General features: G+C 69.4%; 15 protein-coding genes and 1 other RNA gene. 5 read left to right on the top strand and 11 right to left on the bottom strand.

Features of this window, described 5'->3' with window-relative positions:
• Positions 1-101: 101 nt before the first annotated feature.
• The gene (locus NR810_RS40495) at positions 102-1,058 is read right to left on the bottom strand and encodes a phosphoribosylaminoimidazolesuccinocarboxamide synthase (RefSeq protein WP_257460482.1); all 957 of its coding nucleotides are present in this window, start codon (positions 1,056-1,058) and stop codon (positions 102-104) included.
• 48 nt (positions 1,059-1,106) lie between these two features.
• A complete protein-coding gene (locus NR810_RS40490; RefSeq protein WP_257460480.1) occupies positions 1,107-1,622 on the bottom strand; it encodes a hypothetical protein in 516 nt (171 codons plus the stop codon).
• A 124-nt stretch (positions 1,623-1,746) separates the two neighbouring features.
• Between NR810_RS40490 and NR810_RS40485 the strand changes: the two genes are divergently transcribed.
• Positions 1,747-2,526, top strand: a complete 780-nt coding sequence (locus tag NR810_RS40485; protein WP_257460478.1) for an RNA methyltransferase — start codon at positions 1,747-1,749, stop codon at positions 2,524-2,526.
• Here the strand turns inward: NR810_RS40485 and NR810_RS40480 are convergent.
• The 3 genes from NR810_RS40480 to NR810_RS40470 form a co-directional block, all read right to left on the bottom strand.
• Positions 2,523-2,789, bottom strand: coding sequence for a vegetative protein (locus tag NR810_RS40480; protein ID WP_257460477.1), 267 nt, complete (start codon positions 2,787-2,789; stop codon positions 2,523-2,525). The genes NR810_RS40485 and NR810_RS40480 overlap by 4 nt on opposite strands.
• 142 nt (positions 2,790-2,931) lie before the next feature.
• Entirely contained in the window at positions 2,932-4,131 is a 1,200-nt protein-coding gene (locus NR810_RS40475) for a S1C family serine protease (protein WP_257460476.1), read from the bottom strand.
• Positions 4,132-4,219: 88 nt separating this feature from the next.
• Positions 4,220-4,525 (bottom strand): hypothetical protein, encoded by a 306-nt coding sequence (locus tag NR810_RS40470; protein ID WP_257460475.1) that lies wholly within the window; start codon positions 4,523-4,525, stop codon positions 4,220-4,222.
• 114 nt (positions 4,526-4,639) lie between these two features.
• Here NR810_RS40470 and NR810_RS40465 point away from each other — a divergent pair, with 114 nt between their 5' ends.
• The 3 genes from NR810_RS40465 to NR810_RS40450 are packed head-to-tail and all read left to right on the top strand — an operon-like array spanning position 4,640 to position 7,142.
• Entirely contained in the window at positions 4,640-5,710 is a 1,071-nt protein-coding gene (locus tag NR810_RS40465; protein WP_257460473.1) for a CFI-box-CTERM domain-containing protein, read from the top strand.
• Positions 5,707-6,321, top strand: coding sequence for a TlpA family protein disulfide reductase (locus tag NR810_RS40455; RefSeq protein WP_407653879.1), 615 nt, complete (start codon positions 5,707-5,709; stop codon positions 6,319-6,321). Before NR810_RS40465 ends, NR810_RS40455 begins: the two co-directional genes overlap by 4 nt.
• An 11-nt stretch (positions 6,322-6,332) precedes the next feature.
• Entirely contained in the window at positions 6,333-7,142 is an 810-nt protein-coding gene (locus tag NR810_RS40450) for an SAM-dependent methyltransferase (RefSeq protein WP_257460471.1), read from the top strand.
• Positions 7,143-7,155: 13 nt separating this feature from the next.
• Here NR810_RS40450 and NR810_RS40445 read toward each other — a convergent pair whose 3' ends face one another.
• The 5 genes from NR810_RS40445 to NR810_RS40425 form a co-directional block, all read right to left on the bottom strand.
• Complete coding sequence (locus NR810_RS40445; protein ID WP_257460469.1) at positions 7,156-8,508, bottom strand: outer membrane protein assembly factor; 1,353 nt, start codon at positions 8,506-8,508, stop codon at positions 7,156-7,158.
• A 22-nt stretch (positions 8,509-8,530) separates the two neighbouring features.
• Positions 8,531-9,853 (bottom strand): pyridoxal phosphate-dependent decarboxylase family protein, encoded by a 1,323-nt coding sequence (locus tag NR810_RS40440; RefSeq protein WP_257460467.1) that lies wholly within the window; start codon positions 9,851-9,853, stop codon positions 8,531-8,533.
• 106 nt (positions 9,854-9,959) lie between these two features.
• Entirely contained in the window at positions 9,960-11,672 is a 1,713-nt protein-coding gene (locus NR810_RS40435) for an OmpA family protein (RefSeq protein ID WP_257460633.1), read from the bottom strand.
• A gap of 169 nt (positions 11,673-11,841) precedes the next feature.
• Positions 11,842-13,458 (bottom strand): M16 family metallopeptidase, encoded by a 1,617-nt coding sequence (locus NR810_RS40430; RefSeq protein WP_257460465.1) that lies wholly within the window; start codon positions 13,456-13,458, stop codon positions 11,842-11,844.
• Complete coding sequence (locus tag NR810_RS40425) at positions 13,458-14,816, bottom strand: M16 family metallopeptidase (protein ID WP_257460464.1); 1,359 nt, start codon at positions 14,814-14,816, stop codon at positions 13,458-13,460. Before NR810_RS40425 ends, NR810_RS40430 begins: the two co-directional genes overlap by 1 nt.
• Before the next feature lie 201 nt (positions 14,817-15,017).
• Here NR810_RS40425 and ssrA point away from each other — a divergent pair.
• Positions 15,018-15,380, top strand: a transfer-messenger RNA (tmRNA) gene (gene ssrA / locus NR810_RS40420).
• A gap of 53 nt (positions 15,381-15,433) precedes the next feature.
• On the opposite strand, the gene NR810_RS40415 is transcribed toward ssrA, so the two are convergent.
• Complete coding sequence (locus tag NR810_RS40415) at positions 15,434-15,559, bottom strand: hypothetical protein (protein WP_257460463.1); 126 nt, start codon at positions 15,557-15,559, stop codon at positions 15,434-15,436.
• Positions 15,560-15,778 lie beyond the last annotated feature (219 nt).

The following is a 15,778-nucleotide window of genomic DNA, read 5'->3' as shown; positions in this document are numbered from 1 at the left end:
CCTCACCCCGTCCCTCTCCCAGGGGGAGAGGGTCCAACCAGGTTCCTCACCGTGTATGCCCCCTCTCCCTCTGGGAGAGGGCTGGGGTGAGGGTCTTCACTCTAGAGATACCCGCGCGCCTTCAGGTTCTTCTCGATGCGCGCGTGCACATCCCCCACGTTCAGCTCCAGCGTCGTGCCGGTAATCCGCTCGTAGGCCGCGATGTACTTCTCCGCGAGCGACACGCGCACCTCATCCGGAATCGCCGGCGGCGTGCCGTGGCCCTGGAAGCCGCGCTCGCGGATGAGCCACTGGCGGATGTTCTCCTTGTCCAGCATCCGCTGGTCCTCACCCTTGGAGAAGCGCGCCTCGTACTCGTCGGCCACCCAGTAACGGCTCGAGTCCGGCGTGTGGATCTCATCGATGACGTACAGGTCATCGCCCACCTTGCCGAACTCGTACTTCGTATCCACGAGGATCAACCCGCGGGTGCGCGCCCACTTCTGGCCCTCGAGGAACAGCCCCCGGGCCGCCTCGGTGATGCGGGCCCAGTCGCGCGCGCTGGCCAGGTTCTTCGCGAGGATCTCCTTCTCGGAGATGGGCTCGTCATGCTGTCCGTACTGCGCCTTGGTGGACGGGGTGATGATGGGGGAGGGGAAGGCCTCGTCCTTGCGCATCGAGTCCGGGAAGGGCACCCCGTAAGCCGTGTGCGTGCCCTTCTGGTAGTCGCGCCACAGGCTGCCCGTCAGGTATCCACGGACCACCACTTCCACGGCGAAGGGCTCGCAGGCGCGCGCCACGGTCACGTTCGCGTCCGGCACGTCCAGCACGTGGTTGGCGACGATGTGCTTCGTGCGCTCGAACCAGAACGTGGCCAGACGGTTGAGCACCTCGCCCTTGAAGGGGATGGTGGTGAGCACGTGGTCGAACGCGGACAACCGGTCCGAGGTGACCAGGACGAGCCGGTCGCCCTGGCGGTAGGTGTCACGGACCTTGCCCTGGTAGTGCTGGCCCAGGGCTGACAGGTGCGTCTGCCGGAGGGTGTGCGGAAGCTGCGCGTGGAGTGCGGAGGTGTTCACGAGAGGCGCCTCGGGGCCCCGACACGGGGCGCGAAAGGAGGCGCGACTCTACTGGACCGCGCCCGCCTGGGAAGCGGGACCGTAGGCCGCCGCCATGTACAGGAAAGCGGGATTGATACGCAGGATTCCATCCACGTACGCCGCCGCGTACGGCGCGCCCGAGGCGCGATCCACCTGCACGACGCCCGCGGGATTGATCTTCCAGTGGGCGAGCAGCGTCCGGGCCACCAGCTCGGCCGCCTCGCGTTCGGAGAGACCCTGCAGGCTCTCGCGGCGATCCTCCGGCCAGCGCTCGCCCGCCCGGCCATCGAAGCTCAGCTGCAGCGGCGCGCCCGCGTCCGGAGACTGGAGCAGATCCGTGCGGGCCTCGAAGCCCGGAGCGGCCACCAGCTCACCGCTCTGACTGATGGGGAACAGCACCAGCGCCTGCGCGGCCTGGCCCGACTCCATTTCGGAGAGGCGGGCCACCTCGCGGTACAGCTCCAGGCGGGTGGAGGGGCTCTCGAACTCGAGCATCTCGGGAGGGCTGGTGAGTGCCTGCCGCGCACCGATGGAAGCGCGCACGGGGGCACCCCCGACGCCACAACCCGTCAGGGTAACGAGAGATAGGAGCAGGCCAGCGACCCAGCGACGCATCACCCGGGAATATACCGATGCGGGTCTGACACGGAAAGCTAAACTCGGAGGCATGCTCGCGGCCGACAACATGACCGTCATCCTCCACCAGACACGATCACCCGAGAACCTCGGGGCGGTGGCCCGGGTGATGGCCAATTTCGGATTCTCGCGTCTCATCCTCTCAGATCCCGCCACCTACGCCTTCCGAGGGGCCGAGCGGCTCGCGGTCAAGGGTGACGCGGTGTTGGACGCCATGTCCGTGGCCCGGAACCTGCCCGAGGCCCTCAAGGACTGCGTGTACGCGGTTGGCACCACTTCTCGCACCCAGTTGGACGGGCGGACGGCCCTCACCCCGGAGGAGGCGATGGCCCGGCTGGCGGATCACAGCCAGCGGGGGAGGGTGGCGCTGGTGCTCGGCGGCGAACAGCGGGGGCTGTCCAACGAGGAGCTGGCGTTCTGCACCGACATCCTCGTCATCCCCACCAGCGAGGTGCAGCCCTCGATGAACCTGGCGCAGGCGGCGGCGGTGCTGCTCTACCTGTGCTCGCGCGAGGGCCGGAAGCCAGCCGAGCAGGCGGCCCCGGCGGTGGAGGAGGGCGCGAAGATGGGGACGGTGCACGCGCTGAGCGAGCGGATGCGCCAGGTGATGCTGGAGGCGCAGTTCCTCAACCCGCAGGCGCCGGATCACATCCTGCGTGAGCTGGAGCGGAGTCTGTTGCGTGCGAGGCTCACCCAGCGCGAGGCGGAGCTGTGGCTCACGGCCTTCAAGCACCTGGGACGAGCGATGGCCGGGGGCAAGGGCACTCCCGGGAAGGGAGCGCCCTCGCGAGGCCCGGACCGGAACGGCTAGGCCGCGGCGGCCGGCTTGTACGTCTCGTTGTAGTGCTTCTCGCACAGACCGCCCTTGAGCACCTTCACGCGGCAGTCCGGCTTGGAGCAGGTGCGGTAGCGGGAGTGGGGCAGCTCACCCTGCCGCCACTTCTTGAAGTGGAAGAAGCAGTAGCTCTTGGCGCGGTAGGGGCGCTTGCAGCCCTCGACGCTGCACGCCTTCTTGCCACCGCCCTTGGCCTGGCGCGGCCAAGCCTTCAGGGTCGTCTTCTGTGCATCAGCCATGGAAATGCTCCTGTTGCGAAACGCTGCCCCGCATCTCCATGCGGAGAACCCGCGAGGCTTGCAAAGGCGCATCGTGTAGCGCTGGCCGAAACGGAACGCAAGGAGGCAGGCGGGGATGCGGGCGCAACCCCCGTTTTCCAGCTCACGGGGTGGGAGCTTTTCCACCAGGGGCACGGCCGTTCGCCTGCCCCTCGGCACCTCCACCCCCCGTCCCCGGCGCCTCCTCGGGCCCATGGAACGACGGCGTGGCGACGGCCGGGGCCAGCTGATCCACCTCCCCGGGCATGTCCTCGAGCCTCACCCGCAGCTTCATGGGGCGCTCCCCCCGGCGGACGTGGAGCACCACGTTCCGGCCCACCCCCCGGGCCGCCACCTGCCAGCGCAGCTTGTGGGCGCGCTCCACCCGGCCGGTGTCCAGGCCCTCGATGACGTCTCCCACCTGAAGCCCGGCGCGCGCGGCGGGGCCTCCATCCTGCACCTCGGACACCACCACGCCCCGGGCGTGGACCAGCCCGTAGGCCTCGACGACCGTGGGGGTGCAGTCCTGCACGGACACGCCCATCCACCCGCGGCGCACCCGCCCGTACTTGCGCAGGTGCGGGATGATCGCCTTGGCGATGTCCACCGGGATGGCGAAGCCGATGCCCTGGCCCGCCACGTTCACCGCGTTGGCGATGGCCACCACGTCCCCGTTCAGATCCAACACCGGTCCGCCCGAGTTGCCCGGGTTGATGGAGGCGTCCACCTGCATGTAGTCGAAGTCGCCGTCCCGCCCGTTGGGCGTCACGTCCGTGCGGCCCTTGGCGCTCACCACGCCCGCCGTCACCGAGTGCGCCAGCCCGAACGGGTTGCCGATCACCACGACGTGATCTCCCACCTCCACCCGCGTGGCCGAGGACAGCTTCAGCACGGGCAGCTTCCGGGGCGCGTGGATCTTCAACAGCGCGAAGTCCGTGCGCGTGTCCTCTCCCACCAGCTCGGCGGGGAAGTCCTCGGGGTAGCCCCGCTCGGAGTAGACGGAGATGGTGATGTCCTCGGCGCCCTCGATGACGTGGGCGCTCGTGAGGATGTACCCGTCCTCGTGGATGATGAGCCCGGAGCCGATGCCCTTCTGCGACTCCCCCTCGGCGCCGGTGCTCGCCTGGCGTGTGGTGATGGACACCACCGCGGGCATGGCCGCCTGCGCTACCTGACTGAGGATGGAGCGCTCCTTGCGGACGCTGCGCTGTTGCGCCTCCACCCACAGCCGCCGATTCGTCTCCTGCCGGGCGCCCCAGGCCGGTGTTCCCAGGCCACACAACAGCGCCAGCGAGACCCCCACCCACCACCGTCCACCGACCATCGTCCCGCCTCCACCCCAGCCACCTCGGGAGAAGCTAGGGAGGGGGGCACGCGGGGGGAAGCGGGGCGGCTGGCGAAGGTGGGGAAAGCTACTTCTTCTGGGCGATGATCCGATCGATGGCCGCGCGATCCTCGTTGGTGATGCGCTCGCGCGGCGTCGCCTTGGCCTGTTGCTTCGTCGTCCGGTCGACGGTGACCTTGGCCTCGTCGATCGCCTCGCGCAGGCCGTCCTTCACCCGATCCACCTGCCGGTCCACCTGGGACGGCTGCACGTGGCGCTTCCACTGCCGCTGCACGTACTCCAGGGGCGAGCGGCCATCGATGTCCGCTGTCGCCAGGAAGACTCCGAGCCCCACCGCGCAACCCGTCCACACCAGGAACTTCAGGAAGCCCATTGTTCACATCCTCCTACCACCTCATACATCGAGGTGGGGGAGGTGGCCAGTTTCCGGCGAGGGGAGGGGAAGAGCGCTGACAGCGGGCGGGGGGCCCTCTAATGTGCGTCGGCCTTGCAGCCCGACGAGCTCTTCCAGGCCGCCCAGCAGAGGGCGGTGACACTGTCCATTCCCCGAGCGCAGGAGGCGCAGGAGCAGCTGCGCGCGCAGGCGCTGGCGCTCTTCGCCCGGATGCCGGAGCCCCCGGTGTACCACCGGTTGGAGGACCCGGCGAGGAAGGCGGCGGAGGGGTTGCTGCCGGAGCTGGAGAAGGTGCTGGCGCTGGGGCTGGCGGTGGAGCGGGACGTGGGGCGCCGGGAGGGCACGGAGCGCATCCTCGAGGCGCTGAAGGCGCATGGCGAGGCGCTGGTGCACTCGGTGGACGGGCGGCTGGTGCAGGCCGAGGAGGCGTGGCGGCGGGCGCTGGAGCTGGAGCGGGTGGCGCACCCCACGCGGGCGCTGGGGACGAAGGAGACGGTGGTGGCGCCGGTGTACGACCGGGCGACGGGGGCCTCGCGGTACGACCCGAGGCAGGAGCCGGTGGCGCAGGTGAAGCTCATCTGCCCCAACACGGGCTGCAAGCGCATCAACGATTACGGGTACGTGCCGGGGCCGGGGACGCGCCGCTACGTGTGCCCGGCGTGCAACACGCCCTTCCTGGCGTACTTCGGCGAGCTGCGCGGGCTGGAGATCGAGCACAAGAGCAGCTCCAAGCGCTTCTTCTTCACGGTGGACGAGGTGAGGGGCGCGGGTGGCTCGCGCATCGAGTTCGAGGAGGCGAGCGGCGAGGACTTCCCGGTGGCGCGGAGGGATCTGCTGGTCTTCCTGTACACCGAGGCGCGCGAGCTGAAGGCGGTGGTGAACCTGACGAACAACCGGCTGATGTGGATTTCGCCGGCCAGCTCGTGCTTCGTGGTGACGGCGGCGTTCGGAGAGGGAGCGCCGGAGCTGGTGGCGTTCCGGGAGTTCCGGGACGAGGTGCTGCGGCGCCACGGGGTGGGGCGGGAATTCATCCGGGTGTACTACCGGTATGGGCCGGGGCTGGCGGAGTGGGTGGTGGCGAGGCCGGGGGTGCGGCGAGGAGTGCGGCGGGTGTTGAAGCAGGTGCACCGGGTATTGACGACGACGAGGAGTGGACGCACGTGACGGAGCAGGGAAACGCAGGCGACGGGCAGCGGCCCGGAGTGGGGCAGGAGGGCACGGGGAGCGGGCCGAAGCCGGAACGTCACGGGTGGAGCTGGGTGCTACTGTTGGTGACGGGGCTGTGCGGGGTGGGGGCGCTGGCGTACCTGGGGGTGCAGGAGGCGCTGAGGGCGAGGCTGGCGTCGGACGGCATGGCGGCGCCCACGATGAAGCTGGAGCGGTACGAGGGCGGGACGCTGTCGCTGGCGGACTTGAAGGGCAAGGTGGTGATGCTGGACTTCTGGGCGACGTGGTGCCCGCCGTGTCAGGCGGAGATGCCGTCGCTGGTGAAGCTGGCCAAGGAGTACGAGGGGAAGGGGCTGGTGTTCGTGGCGGCGAGCCGGGACGAGATGCCGGACGCGCCGATGTTCGTGCAGGAATTCATCCTGAGCCGGATGCCGGAGCTGGCGCCGTACGTGGTGTACGCGCCGGACGAGATGGCGGCGGCCTTCCAGGTGACGGCGTTGCCGACGCTCTACTTCCTGGACAGGGAGGGGCGGGTGGTGGACGCGCAGCGGGGCATGCTGGACGAGGCCGCGCTGCGCCGGCGCATCGAACAGGCCCTGGGCTTGTGACGGAGGAGCGGATGAACGTGGAAGAGCTGGCCCGCATCCCGGGAGTGAACCCGGAGGTGCCGAACGCGGCGCGCATCTACGACTACACCCTGGGAGGGTCGCACAACTTCCCAGCCGATCGCCAGGCGGCCGAGTACATGTACTCGCTGGTGCCCTCCACCCGGAAGTGGATGCGGATGCTGCGGGCGTGCCTGCAGGCTGCGGCCCGGCGCTTGTCGTCGGAGGGCTTCACGCACTGGGTGGACTTCGCCTCGGGGCTGCCGACCGGCGATCACGTCCATGCGGTGATGCCACAAGCCCGGGTGCTCTATTCCGACATCAACCCGCTGACGATCGCCCAGGGGCGGGCGCTCCTCGGGGACAACCCGCGGGTGCGCTACCTGGAGTGCGACATCAAGAAGGCGGGGGAGCTCCTCCAGCGGCCCGACGTCCAGTCGTTCCTGGGCGGCGAGCGCCGGCTCGCCATCGGCGGCAGTGGCATCGGCGTGTTCCTGTCGGCCGAGGAGAACCGGAAGTTCTACCGGGACCTCTATGACCAGGTGGCACCGGGCTCGAAGCTCTTCACCACGTTCGAGACGAAGGCCCCGGACAAGACGACGCCCCGGTGGGAGCAGTTCGTGGGCATGTTCCAGCGGATGGGGGAGTCGTTCCAGCTGTACTCGCTCGACGAGTACCTGGAGTTCTGCGAGCCCTGGAAGCCGGATGCCATGGGGGTGCTGACGGTCCGGGAGTTCCTGGGCCTGCCGCCCGAGCACATCACGGAGGAGGACCACGAGGGCGTCGGCATCGAGTTCTACGCCGTCGTCCTGGAGAAGCGGTGATGCCGCGCCGGGCTCAGAACATGTGGCCGAAGTCCAGGTAGAAGCCCGTGGTGCCGTCGCGAGGGCTGATGCCGTAGTCCACGCGGAGGATGAAGTCGTTCTGCCAGGCGATGCGCAGGCCGCCGCCGCCGCCATAGCGGGGGAGGCCGCCATCGGCGAAGCGGAGATCCGTCCAGGCCTGCCCCGCGTCGAAGAAGGCGATGAGGGTGAAGTCCAGGCGCTGCTGCCAGGGTGACACCGAGAGGAAGTTCCAGCGCAGCTCCCCGTTGGCGAGCGCCTTCGCCTGCCCCTGCAGCCGGTTCTTCAGGATGCCGCGCGCGGTGTACACGCCGCCGATGCCGCCCCAACCGTCGAGCCACTCCACGCCGCCGAACGAGGACAGGTGGTAGAAGGGCACGTCACCGCCCATCACATCGACGAAGAGCCGCAGGGCGGCCACGAGCCGGTCGCTCACCAAGGGGTGGTAGAAGCGCAGGTTGGCCGTGGCCCCCCAGTAATTCGAACCACTCCCCGTGACGGTGGAGGCCCCGCGCAGCGCGAGCTCGTGGAACATGCCGCGCACCGGGGCGGGCTCGTTGTCGCGCGTGTCCAGGAGCAGGCTCGCCGTCACCTCGGCCGTGCGGGAGACGGCCTCCCCGTCCTCGACGCCATCGAGCCCCGAGAGCAGCCCCGCGCGGGCGTCCTCCACCACCCGCGAGTCCCGGGCCTGTCCGAGGTCCTCCGCGCCGTAGCGCGTGCGCACCGTGGTGAGGCGGAAGCGGTAGCCCAGCGCCACCTGCCAGGGACCGCTCAGGGGCCGGCGCGCGTTCAGCACCACGCTCGGGAGGGTGCGCTGCTCGAAGTTGTAGTACCGCAGGCCGCGGAAGTCCGGGTTGCCCGGGCAGACATTCGGGTCCGACTCCAGCGCCTTCCGGTCCTCGCACGCTTCGAAGGCCGGCACGTAGGCCGCTCCGCCGCCCAGGCCGAAGTACGGAGAGAAGCGGTCATTGAGCATGCTCAGGCTCACGCCCAGCCGCCAGGACGACGAGAGGAAGCTGGGCGCATCCAGCATGAGGCGGTGCTGGGCGATGCCGCGCGTGGACTGGAAGAACTGCGCCACCACGGAGTAGCGGTAGGGCCGCTGGCTGCCGTCGCCCGAGTCCACCAGCATCAGCCGCGCGCCGTAGCCGAAGCCCTCGTCGCTGTTGAAGCTGACGAGCGGCAGGCCCAGCACGTGCCACCCCGTCCGGGGAGGCTCGGCGGGCGCCGCCTCCACCCCGGTTCCGGGAGCCTCCAGTGCCTCCGGCGAGGGCTCCTCCGCCCCCACCGGAAGCGCGAACATCACGGCGCACAGCACCACTCCCCACGTCGTCGGCGTCGGATGCATGGTGGCCCCCCGGCCTGTTCCATCACTCGTTGGCGTACAGCGCGTCCATGAACTGGAGGATGAAGCCCTCGGCCTCGCTCTTGTCGGGGATGGCGCCCAGCATGCCGTACATGGCGGCACTGCCGTCCGGAGCGGGCTCACCGGAGGCGAGGCTGGCGGCGCACGCGCGCAGGTCCGCGAGGAAGGGCTCGACCACGGCGGCATGGGCGGGCGTCACCATGAGGTGCAGCGCGGGGGGCATCATCTGCCGGTCCAGCTTCCAGCCGCGGGCCTCCATGGCATCGCCCAGCGCGTACACGTCCAGGGAGTCCGAGGAGAAGGCGAAGACGCTGAGCCGGGGGTCTCCCAGCAGCTTCAGCCCGGGGATGGCGGCGATGCCCTCGCGCAGGGCCCTCGAGGTGTCGAGCACCGTGCCGGCCAGTCGCAGGTAGCCCTCCTCGCCGAGGTACTTGAGGACGGCCCAGGCGGCGGCGATGGCACCACCGGGGCGGGTGCCGGCCATGGAGGGCGAGGCGTAGATGCCGCCGCTCCAGTTGGCGAAGGTGAAGAACTGGTGCCGGCGCAGCTCGGGGGTGCGGTAGAGGACGATGGAGGCGCCCTTGGCGGCGTAGCCGTACTTGTGCAGGTCCGCCGAGAGGCTGGTGACGCCGGGCACGGCGAAGTCGAAGTCGGGAATGGCGTGGCCGAGCCGCCTGGCGAAGGGCAGGAGGAAGCCGCCGAGGCAGGCATCCACGTGGCAGAGGACACCCTTCTCCTGGGCCAGGGCGGCGAGCTCGGAGATGGGATCGATCACCCCGTGCGGGTAGGCGGGAGCGGAGCCGACGACGAGCACGGTGCGAGGGCCGATGGCGGCGCGCATGGCGGCCACGTCCGCGCGGAAGTCGGGCCCCACGGGGACGTTGATGGCCTTCACCCCGAAGTAGTGGGCGGCCTTCTGGAAGGCGGGGTGGACGGTGGCGGGCAGCACCATCTCCGGCTCGGAGATGCCGCGCTCGGCGCGAGCGAAGTCCCGGGCCGTCTTGACGGCCATGAGGATGGACTCGGTGCCTCCGGACGTCATGGTCCCCGCGGCGGTCTCGCCGTGGAAGAGCTCCGCCGCGATGGTGAGCACCTCGGCTTCGAAGCGCCTCAGGCTGGGGAAGGCCAGGGGGCTGAGGCCGTTCTCGGACATGAACTCGGTGTACGCCTCGGCGGCCAGACGGCGGAGATCCTCGCCCGCGTTGTAGACGAGGCTCCAGGTCCGCCCCTCCTGCCAACGGGCATCCTCGGTGCGCATCTCGCGCATCCGCGAGAGCACATCCTGGTGACTCAGACCCTGGGACGCCAGGCGGGGACTCTTCGACATCTCGACTCCGGGAGTGGGGAAGCGGGGTGGTTTCCCGCACTATAGGGGGGAGGGGGCTGGGATTGCCCACCCCTCCACCCGCTGGTACCTCCCCGGGCGAGCCCCTCTACTGCTTTCCGCCGTTGCCCTTGTCGTTGCCCGTGCCCTTCTTCTCCGCGGGCACGGTGCGCGCGGGCGTCTCCACCTCGGACTTGATGAGACGGAACTCGACGCGGCGGTTCTTGGCGCGGCCGAGCGACGTGCCATTGGTGGCGATGGGCCTGGACTCACCGAAGCCCTTGGCGCGCAGGCGCTCGGCGTCGATGTCCTTGGAGATGAGGTAGTTCATGACGGACTGGGCGCGCCGCTGGGACAGGTTCAGGTTGAGGGTGTCGGAGCCGACGTTGTCGGTGTGACCCTCGATGAGGACGGGCCCGAGCTCGGGGTTGCGTGCGAGCACGATGGCCACCTCGTCGAGCAGCTTGAGCGACTGCTTCTGGATGGTGGCGGAGCCCGTCTCGAAGAGGATGTTGCCCTTGATGCGGATGCGGTCGGACTCGACGACCACGAGCGGCGGGTTGTCGATGGGGCAGCCATCGGCCTCGGGAGTGCCGGACTGGTCGGGGCACTCGTCGACGTTGTCGGGCACCTCGTCGCCATCGGCGTCGGGGCAGCCGTCATAGCCCTTGGGGCCGGCCTTGTCGGGGCAGAGATCCTGGCCGTCGGGCACACCATCCCCATCGGCGTCACCACAACCACCCTGGGCCGGGTCGCCGGCGGAATCCGGGCACTGGTCCTGGCCGTCGACGACGCCATCGCCATCGTTGTCCGGCTCCGGGCAGCCGTCGTTGTCCTGGAAGCCGTCGGTGTCCTCGAGCTCGTTGGGGCACTTGTCGAACGAGTCGCGGACGCCATCTCCGTCGGAGTCGAGGAACGTCTCGTCGTAGCGGAGGGCGAAGATGACGCGCAGCTCCTCGCGGCCGTAGCCGCTGCCGAGCGTCACGCCGCGGCCCACGTCCAGCTCCAGGCCCCAGCCCTGGTAGAGGTGGGCGCGCACGCCGCCGAGCACCTCCCAGGGCGTCTTGAGGGAGTCGGCCTGGCGGAAGTTGAAGGGGGCGGAGGTGGGCGTGGCGAGGTGCATCTCGGCGATGGCCTGCACGTTGAAGAGGGGGCCGACGTCGGGCAGGTCCACGATGGCGCCAGCGCCGAAGGTCACCTCGTTGCCGACGTAGAGGTTGAGGTACTGGGCATGCTGGGGGCGCAGGCGCAGGCCCAGGTTGCCGAGCACGCGCACGGGGCCGAAGGCGCGCTCCACGGCGAGCCGCGGGGCCACCAGGACGCTGCGCTCACCGAGGAAGCTGTCGCCATTCCCGGTGGGCAGGCGCACCTCGGCGGAGAGCGCGACGCCCACGGGGAAGTCCTCGGGCAGCAGGAGGAAGGCGCGGGGCTGGAGCCGCACGTCGCCGAAGCCGTACGTGTTCACGCCGGCGGCGCCGGGGAAGTCCTGGGCGTTGAGGGCATCGCGCAGCAACTGGAAGCGGTCACCCTGGGTGAGGGTGAAGGGCACGTCCGCGGCGATCTCCAGCCGGCGGTGGAGCTGCCAGGCGAAGAGCGCGTGCGCGTCGAGCCGGTAGGGGAGGAGATCTCCCAGCTTCTCGTCGCCCAGCTTGAGGGCGAGGATGCCGCGGTTGTAGTCGAAGAGGAGGGCACCCCGGAAGCTGCCGGCGGGGTCGGCCGCGGCGCCTTCGAGGGCGATGCCACTCCTCTGGGCAGGGGTGGCCTTCAGCGGCACGGCGTCGAAGCCGCGCGCGAAGGGATCATGGTCCGCCCGCGCGGCCATACCGGCCAGCAGCAGGCACACCACTGCGAGTCGGGTTGCTGCGCTTCGCAAGGACCGCTCCCAGGGAGAGGCCCGGAAATTCGGGCCTGTCGTGGCGGCTCATACCACCCACTCCCGGGGGGCGGAAGAAAACCCCCTCGGGAGTGTCCGGAAGCACTACAGCCGTGCGCTACTTCTCCATGAAGGTCTGCGCGGGCACGACCTGGACGGCATCGGCCCGGATGGGAAGGGGCAGGGCGATGATGGCCTTGTCCTCGTTGAGGAGCTCGGGCGGCTTGGGCGAGGCATAGGAGATGGGAGAGGGAGGCTGCTCCTTCAACAGCTTCGCGAGCCCGTCGGCGTCCTGGGTGACGAAGGCGAAGTTGAGGGACTCGGGGCGGATCTGCCGGCGGACGGCGGCCTGGACGGACTCGGGAGTCATCTTCGCGAGCGCGGCGCGGTACTGCTCCAGGAAGTCCGGCGTGCCGTAGAAGAGCGAGTCGATGGCGTACCCGAGCCGGCGCTGATCGGTCTGCTCCCACAGGCGGGTGTAGCCGAGGAGGAAGCCGCGGCGGAGCTCGAACTGGTCCTGGGGGATGCCCTGCTTCACCAGCCGGTCGAGGAAGTAGAGGGCGCCGCGTGTGGCGAACATTCCATTGCCGGGCACCACCGGGCGGATCCACACGGTGACGTCCTGCTGGGTGCGCGCGATGTTGGTGCGGTTGTAGGTGGTGCCGGGGTGCTCGATGAAGTGCTCGGCGTAGGCGTAGTCGCCGTAGTTGAGGCCGCGCTTCTCACGCAGCTCGCTGAAGAGGACGCCGGAGGACTGGCGGTGCTCACCGAGGTACGAGAGGGCGAAGGACACGGGGAAGAAGTCCGGATCCCCGCGGCGCATGGGGGTGACGTAGCCCAGGGAGACGGCGGTGGAGAGGGTGGGCTTCTGCACCACGATGGCGCGGCCGGCGGTGGTGGGCACGGGCGGCAGCTCCACGCGGGGCGCGCCGGTGGCCGGGAGGGCGGACAGGCGCGAGACGACGGTCTTCTGGAGCGCCTCGTCCACGGGGCCGGCGAGTCCGATGACGAGCCGGTCCTGGGTGAAGACGCGGGCGGCATGGGCCTTCACGTCGTCGAGGGTGATGGACTCCAGACCCTTCTCGGTGCCGCCCACGAAGTGCGCGTAGGGGTGGCCCTGGTAGAGGAGGGCATCGAGGGCCACCTTGCCGAGCATCTCGTCGTTCTCGCTGCGCAGCCCGTTGCGCACGTCGCTGAGGGCGCGGGCGCGGAGCCGCTCGAACTCCTGCGGGGAGAAACGGGGCGCGAGGAGCACGTCGGTGAAGATGTCGAGGAAGCGGGCCAGGTGGTCCTTGTGGACGCGGCCGGAGAAGACGGTGAGCTCCTTGTCGGTGGAGGCGTTCAGCTCGGCGGCCATGGGGAAGAGGGCCTCGAGGAGCTGGGCGGAGGTGAGGCTGCGCGTGCCACCTTCGGAGAGAACGTCGGCGGTGAGGGCGGTGAGGCCCTCCTTGCCCTTCGGGTCATCCACCGAGCCCGAGTGGAAGACGAGCCGGAAGCTGACGATGGGGCTGGCGGGATTGGCCTGCACGACGAGCTGCATGGGCGCGGGCCGGTGGAGGGGCACCGAGGGCACGGTGGCCGGAACCTGGGGCTCGGCGGGGGCCTGTGCCTGCTCCTGCTGCGTGGCCTGGGGCGCGGGGGCCTCGGGCGGGGGAGAGGTCTGGGAGGTGGTGGCGCAGCCGCCGAGGCTCAGCGCGGCGGAGAGGAAGAGGGAGCGGGACATGAGGGAACGCATCACTTCTGACCTCCGGCCGTCTTGGGGGTGAGGGTGAGCACGGTGCGGTTGGCGGCGGTGAGGTACTTCTTGGCGAAGGTGACGAGGTCGGAGGGCTTCACCTCGGAGACCCTCTGGTAGTGGCGGGCGAGCGCGTCGGGCGTGCCGTAGATGCCGGCGTACACGGAGAGCTGGGTGGCCACGGACTTGGCCGTCTCCATGCCCATGAGGAGGCCATAGCGGGTGTTGCTCTTGATGGCCTCGACGCGGGAGGCATCCACCTTGCCGGTGGCGAGCTCCTTCACCGCGGCGTTGAAGGCGCTGGCCACGGCGGCGCGGTTCTCTTCCTTCTGGAGGACGGCGACGACACTGAAGAGGTGCGGGTCGCGGTGGAGGCCGAAGTCGCTGCCGATGTCCTGGGCGAGCTGCTTGTCCAGCACGAGCTCCTTGTAGAGGGGGCTGGTGGAGCCCACGAGGTAGTCGGCGAGCACGGCCTGGATGGCGGCGTTGGCGGTGTCGAGCCGGGCCGCGGGGGTGCGCCAGGCATGGAAGTGGCGGGGCTGGGTGCTCTGGGGCCAGTCGATGTGGACGGAGCGCTCCTTGGTCTGGGGCGGCTCGGTGGGCACGTTGACGGAGGCGACCTTGCGATCCCACGGGCCGTAGTGCTTGCGCACGGCCTGCATGAGCTTGTCGTCATCGAAGTCGCCGACGACGAAGAGGAGGACGTTGTCCGGGGTGTACCAGCGCTCGAAGAAGGTGCGGCTGTACTGGTAGGCCTGGGGCATGGCCTTGACGTCTTCGTAGTAGCCGAGCGTGGTGTGCCCGTAGGTGTGCTTGGTGAAGGCGGTGCGGCCGAGCTCCTCCTCGATCTTCAGGTAGGGCTGGGCGGCGTTCTTGTGGTACTCGCCGAGCACTGCGAGGGCCTCGGTCTGGAAGGAGGGCTCGGAGTACTCGAGGTTGCGGAAGCGGTCGGCCTCGATCTCCACGAGCTTCTCGAGGCCGGCGGTGGGGCCGTACGAGTGGTAGACGGTGATGTCGTCGGAGGTGAAGGCGTTGTCATCGAAGCCGTAGGTGCTGATGACCTTCTCGCGCTCGCCCTCGGGGAAGTTCTTCGTGCCCTTGAACATCATGTGCTCGAAGAAGTGGGCGAAGCCGGTGCGGCCGGGCTCGACCTCGTTGCGAGAGCCCACGCGCACCACGGTCTGGTAGGCGATGAGGCCGGGCGACTTGAAGGGCACGCGGACGACCGTGAGCCCGTTGGGGAGGCGGTCGACCTGCATGGGGTAGGGGAAGAAGGGGGAAGCGGGGACCTGCTCGGCTGCGGCCGGGAGGGCGACTCCCAGCAAGAGGAGCAGGAGGGGAAGGAGGCGTTGGGTCATGCGCGTTCTCATGTCGCTGAAGCACCCACGAGGTGGGGGCCGGAGAACGTAGCAGCCTGGTTGCTATTCCCACGGGCGGGCGTGCGTGGGAAGTGGGTGTTGGAGAACGACACCGGGGGTCGTCAGAAGGATTGACCCGGTGCCGTCAGCGGTTAAGGTGAATGGAGCAACGAGGAAGTGAGCGAAGTTGAAGTGCCCGAAGGGGGCGACCTGGTTTCGACGGGGGCATGGAAGTTCGAGACGCGTGCCGAGCTTGTTGGTTCGCTCGTAAAACCACCGACAAAGACACAAAAGCCAACGACAACGTTGAGCTCGCGCTGGCTGCCTAACAACAGTTCCTAGTGCGCGGTCCTCCCGCTCTCGGCCCGTGGGGTGGGGTAGGACCGTCATAATGCGGGCTGGCCGTCGAGGGTGCCTGGACTCTCGGCGGTGAGATCAACCAGGACCGGCTCGTAGGATCCCGTCCGTGGGAGCCTGCGGGACGTAACAAACCGCGGACTACGCACGTAGGGTCAAAGGACGGAAGGCTTTCGGACGCGGGTTCGATTCCCGCCGCCTCCACTCTTCAGGGCCTCAGGTTCTCTGGAACCTGGGGCCTTTTTCTTTGTCGGCGCAGGTCATGCCCCCCGCCGGTGCCGCGGGCCGAGCGCCTCCATGTCCTTCACCAGCCGCTTGTAGGAGTGGTGGTCCGTCCGCATTCCGCCGAACTCCACGCGGGGGCCTCGGTTGGTCGGCCGGGGCATGGGGACCACGAGGTCTTCGGGCGTCGGTGAGCGGCCCATCATCTCGGGCCATCCCCTGAGTGAGCCTGCCTCCACACCGCAGACAGGCGAACACGTCGATCATCAGGACGCAAACGACAAAAACGACCGGAGAGGGGCACGGCATGCTCGATGGTGACGTCCTCCCCCAGCACGATGACCCGCTCGACAAGTAAGCGGACGAGCCGTTGGCGCCCGGCG

The sequence above is a fragment of the Archangium lipolyticum genome, from assembly GCF_024623785.1.
Taxonomy (GTDB): Bacteria; Myxococcota; Myxococcia; order Myxococcales; family Myxococcaceae; genus Archangium; species Archangium lipolyticum.
Note: the sequence above shows the minus strand (reverse complement) of the source record. Positions and strands in the feature narration are given on the sequence as shown.

Coding starts and splice junctions, on each gene's coding strand:
- NR810_RS40485 (WP_257460478.1), top strand. CDS start 1,747: ATGCTCGCGGCCGACAACATGACCGTCATCCTCCACCAGACACGATCA.
- NR810_RS40480 (WP_257460477.1), bottom strand. CDS start 2,789: ATGGCTGATGCACAGAAGACGACCCTGAAGGCTTGGCCGCGCCAGGCC.
- NR810_RS40475 (WP_257460476.1), bottom strand. CDS start 4,131: ATGGTCGGTGGACGGTGGTGGGTGGGGGTCTCGCTGGCGCTGTTGTGT.
- NR810_RS40470 (WP_257460475.1), bottom strand. CDS start 4,525: ATGGGCTTCCTGAAGTTCCTGGTGTGGACGGGTTGCGCGGTGGGGCTC.
- NR810_RS40450 (WP_257460471.1), top strand. CDS start 6,333: ATGAACGTGGAAGAGCTGGCCCGCATCCCGGGAGTGAACCCGGAGGTG.
- NR810_RS40445 (WP_257460469.1), bottom strand. CDS start 8,508: ATGCATCCGACGCCGACGACGTGGGGAGTGGTGCTGTGCGCCGTGATG.
- NR810_RS40440 (WP_257460467.1), bottom strand. CDS start 9,853: ATGTCGAAGAGTCCCCGCCTGGCGTCCCAGGGTCTGAGTCACCAGGAT.
- NR810_RS40435 (WP_257460633.1), bottom strand. CDS start 11,672: ATGGCCGCGCGGGCGGACCATGATCCCTTCGCGCGCGGCTTCGACGCC.
- NR810_RS40430 (WP_257460465.1), bottom strand. CDS start 13,458: ATGCGTTCCCTCATGTCCCGCTCCCTCTTCCTCTCCGCCGCGCTGAGC.
- NR810_RS40425 (WP_257460464.1), bottom strand. CDS start 14,816: ATGACCCAACGCCTCCTTCCCCTCCTGCTCCTCTTGCTGGGAGTCGCC.
- NR810_RS40415 (WP_257460463.1), bottom strand. CDS start 15,559: ATGCCCCGGCCGACCAACCGAGGCCCCCGCGTGGAGTTCGGCGGAATG.